Annotated in this window: 3 protein-coding genes; 1 reads left to right on the forward strand and 2 read right to left on the reverse strand. The window is 48.4% G+C overall.

Annotated features, from left to right (window positions below; translation table 11 throughout):
• Window positions 1-322 precede the first annotated feature (322 nt).
• A complete protein-coding gene (locus CVT49_16345; GenBank protein ID PKK81925.1) occupies window positions 323-904 on the forward strand; it encodes a hypothetical protein in 582 nt (193 codons plus the stop codon).
• A 169-nt stretch (window positions 905-1,073) separates the two neighbouring features.
• Here CVT49_16345 and CVT49_16350 read toward each other — a convergent pair whose 3' ends face one another.
• Both CVT49_16350 and fusA read right to left on the reverse strand, forming a co-directional pair.
• Window positions 1,074-1,643, reverse strand: coding sequence for an isoprenylcysteine carboxylmethyltransferase family protein (locus CVT49_16350; protein PKK81926.1), 570 nt, complete (start codon window positions 1,641-1,643; stop codon window positions 1,074-1,076).
• Between the two features lie 138 nt (window positions 1,644-1,781).
• Window positions 1,782-3,860, reverse strand: a complete 2,079-nt coding sequence (gene fusA / locus CVT49_16355; GenBank protein PKK81927.1) for an elongation factor G — start codon at window positions 3,858-3,860, stop codon at window positions 1,782-1,784.
• Between the last annotated feature and the right edge of the window lie 736 nt (window positions 3,861-4,596).

The following is a 4,596-nucleotide window of genomic DNA, read 5'->3' on the forward strand; positions in this document are numbered from 1 at the left end:
TTATGAAAAAACTACTGATGATGATCCGGGCAATGTTGAAAAACAATTTACCCTTTAATCCTAACTATGCCCTTGACAGTTAAGACGGTATCTACTAAACTGAATCACCCGGAATATGATAAATTGTGTGAGTATGCAGAGAGGATCAGCGCGGTTTGAGGCGATATTAATGGGAGCGGGTTAAGAGGCAGGTGTCCGACGACACCTTCCTTACTTGACTGATTTTGGCAATAAATCAGACTAAAATTTATGCCGACCCGCTTTTTACCTTTAATGACATTAAATTGGCATCATCAATTATATAAGAGCAAGGGATTATAAGATGGAAATCAATTGGAACAATGTCATTTCAGATTTTACGAAAATTTTCTTTCCTGCATTGCTTGCAGGTTATTTTACATTCTTGGCCACAAAGAGACAGTTTGAGATAAAATTGAAAGAAATAAGAGAATCAAATGAATTTAATGCCAGAAAACTGCTTTTCGAATATTATTTAAGAAAATCTAAAGAAACTAATGAACAAATGTCTACATTTTTCAATGACATGGAAAGTTTTAAGAATCAAATGGCCCATTCAATTGAAACATCAAATAATTCTCAAAATGCCGTCAGATTTACAAAGAAATGGTTTTTGAAAAGCTGGGAATGGGAAATTAGACTGATTTTCGACGAAACGAAAAAAGAATATTTCAGTCTGAACAAAGATGAGCAAAATCAAAGACTAGAATCAAAACTTAAGGAAATAGAAGAAATTTTGAATAAGATCAATGAAATAGATGATTTTGAAGAACTGATAAGCAATATGTATGGCATTAAGCACTTGGGTTTTATTAATTACTATTGCTCCCAATTAAAATTGGAAAAATATGGAGTAGAAAACATTGAAAGATATCTATCATTGTGATATGATTTTAATGGGCCGCGCTCATTGGTGATACCATATCTTTTCCTGTTATTAATTTGCTTTCTTTTTATCGCAAGTCGCCAAAGAATTGAATCACCCGGATCATGATAAATTGTGTGAGTATGCGGAGAGAATCCGCGCGATTTGATTGAAATGTCTGTATAAGCCATCAAAATATTCCGGGGATGAGGCGTTTGGTGCGGGCGGAATAAGAGACGTATTCATCGCCGAAAGCATCAACAAGGGCCGCCTCTTCGATTCTGATACGGTAAAGGAAGGCGAACAGAATGGGGATGAAAATGACGGCCAGGCTGACATAACTGGCGAAAACCAGCCCCAGGCCCAGAAACGACAGCAGGCTGCCGGAATAGGCAGGGTGGCGAATGTGGTGATAGAGGCCCAGGTCGATAAGGCGGTGGCCGGCCATGATGGTGACATCGACGGTGAAATAATGCCGCAAGGTCAGAATGGCCGCCCAGCGCAGAACCAAGCCGGCTATAATGAAAATCAATCCGATAAATAAAAAATAGCGCCGCCCGAAAGGTATTGGAGCGATTCCTCTCAATCCCAGCCAGACGCCGGCAGTCACGGCAAGGGAAATAATTATCCAGAGAAAGCGGAGTGAGGAGCGATCGCGGCGATTGGTCGAGTCCGATCGGGAATGTTTAATTATCGCCAGGATAATTTCGGACATGACCCAGGCGATGGAAATGGCGATAGAAAAATACCATGTTTTCATAGACTTGCCAGAACTCTCTCCCCTAATTACGATTGAACTTCATTATGGTTGCGATATTACTCGAACAAAAGGCCCCGCCGATTGGCGGGGCCCTATTCGTTTATATGAGATCACTCACAAAGCAAATTGTCAGTCCAACTATTCTTCGTTAGCCTGCTTGATATCGGCGATAACCTTTTCCATGATTTCCCGCGGGACCTCTTCGTAATGCGAGAAGGTACGGCTGTAAACGCCCTGTCCGGAGGTCATCGAACGCAGGTCCACCGAGTAGTTGTAAAGCTCGGCCTGCGGGACAGTGGCCCGGATGCGGGTGTAGCGCCCTTCGGGATCCATGCCGGCAATCTTGCCGCGGCGCGACGAAAGGTCACCCATGACATCGCCGGTGAAATCCTCGGGAACGAGAATTTCCACCTTGCTGATCGGCTCAAGCAGGACCGGTTTACATTGCAGGAAACCTTCTTTGAAGGCCATTGAAGCGGCGATTTTAAAGGCCATATCGGAGGAGTCAACAGCGTGGTAGGAACCATAGAAAACGGCCACCCGGACATCGACGACCGGTGAGCCGGCCAGTCCGCCCGCTTCCATCGCCTCGACAACGCCCTTCTCCACCGACGGGATATATTTGCCGGGAATAACGCCGCCCTTGACTTCATCGGCAAAAACGAAGCCTTCGCCCCGGGGGACCGGCTCGATGCGGAGATGAACATCGCCATACTGACCGCGTCCGCCGCTCTGCTTTTTGTAGCGGTGCTGGATTTCAGTCTTGCCTTTGATGGTCTCGCGGTACGGGATACGCGGCTTGAAAGTATCCACTTCGACGCTATATTTTTTATGCAGTTTGCTGAGGACTATTTCGGTATGGGTCGAACCCTGGGTGAACAGAACCGTCTGTTTCAGGGCGGGGTCGATGACAATACTGAAAGTCGGGTCCTCATCGCGAAGTTTCTGGAGGCCGGTTGAAAGCTTTTCCTCGTCGCCTTTGGACTTGGGCTTGATGCCGACATCCATGACCGGTTCCGGAAATTCTACCGCCGGGACCGCCAGGCGCTTGTCTTTCGGGGCCAGGGTATCGCCGCCGGCAGTATTTTTAAGTTTGACCATGGCGCCGATATCACCGGCGTTGACCGCCTCGACTTCGGAGCGTTCTTTGCCGGTCACGGAGTAAACCTGGCCGATTCGTTCGGAGGCATTCTTGACATGATTATAGAGATCCAGGCCCTGATTAATCTTGCCGGAGATAACCTTGAAAAGCGAAATGTCACCGATATGCGCCTCCGAAATCGACTTGAAGACATAAGCTATAGGGGCGCCGGTGCTGACCATTTCGACCGTTTCGACCTCGTCGGAGCTGGTGTTCATCAGGTTCATCGGGGGCATGATATTCGGTGCCGGGAAATAATCGGTGATAAAATCGATCAGGGTCTGGACACCCGAATTGAGATCTGCGGAACCGAACAGGACCGGATAAACCAATTGTTTGGCAATTGCTTTTTTAAGGCCGGAAAGCATCTCGTCATTTGACAGCTCGCCCTGTTCGAAGAACTTCTCGAGAAGGGCATCGTCCGATTCGGCGACCGCTTCCATCAGCTTCTGCTGAGCCGCTTTGGCGGCAGCCATCAAATCGCCGGGGATATCGCCAACCGTGGGCTGGCCCTTATCGTCAAAGGTGATTCCTTTCATTTTGACGACATCGACGACCCCTTTGTAAGCGGGGCCTTCGCCGATCGTAATCTGGGCGGGGACGACTTTGAGGCCGTATCGTTCCTGGAGCTGGGCGACGACTTCAGCCGTCTTGACATGCTCTTTCTCGACTTTATTGACAAAGAAGATTCGGGGTACCTTGAATTTTTTGACATAGTTATAATGAATTTCGGTGCCGACCTCGATACCGGAATTGGCATTCAAAACAATAACCGCCGTTTCGGCCACATTTAATCCGACGATCAATTCTCCGATAAAATCCGGATGGCCGGGTAAATCCAGGACGTTGACCTTAAGATTTTTCCACGGACAGACCAGGATGGACATCGAGATTGAGCTTTTGCGATTGATTTCTTCTTCTGTGAAGTCGGACAGCGATGTTCCGTCATCGACCTTACCCAAGCGGTTGGAAATACCGGACGAGAAAGCGATGGCGTCGGCAAGGCTGGTTTTACCACATCCGCGCTGGCCAACAAGGGCAATATTTCTTATTCGGTCAGTTTCAAAAACCTTCACCGGATTTTACCTCCTTAACGACAATATATATCTTTCATAAGCTTGATAGTATAACCCAGCCCCTCAATTTTGTCAAACGCTTTATTCCATTTCGGGCGGTCAGGCTTCAAAAATTCCGGCTTCCCAAGCGCTTTTTTTGTTGTGATTCAGGGGTCGCCCGGCGGCCTAAAACCGGGCCGGTTTTTCTGTAACTTCGATTCAGAAGAATAGCGGACAATGTTTCTCCGGTTATGGGATTGGGGCCATAGTTGGGGGGTGTTTGGGGGGTCGGGTTGATGGACTATAATATCCATGACCGGAGAGGCTCGGGGGTCGTTGGGGCGGCCGGATTTGGTTCGGGATCAGTCCGGCTGGACAGGCGGGCGGGTGGGTGGTGTTGGTCAATGGCGGCATAATTGTCTCCGGTTATCTTTGTCGGGGCATATCAAGGTGTCGGACTTTGTGAAAGGTTGTCACAAAGTCGAAAGTTCTTCGGGGTTGGTCGGGAGGGCTGCGGGAGAGTAAGTTTGTGAATGGATTCACAATCTTTGCTATGTGGGGCGGATCCGACGGGAGGTTCTGGGCCGCGCTTTAGGGCGGTTTCGGCTGGGGTTTGGGAGTGATTGAATAATTCTCCCGGTTTGGTTATTGGGGTTGGCTGGCGGGTGGTGCGGGCTGCCTGGCGGGGTTGTTATGGGAAAGGCGGGGATTTGGCGGGCGGGGTCAGTTTGGGGCTGATTTTGGCCATATTTGTTAC

The sequence above is a fragment of the candidate division Zixibacteria bacterium HGW-Zixibacteria-1 genome, assembly GCA_002838945.1.
Taxonomy (GTDB): Bacteria; Zixibacteria; MSB-5A5; order GN15; family PGXB01; genus PGXB01.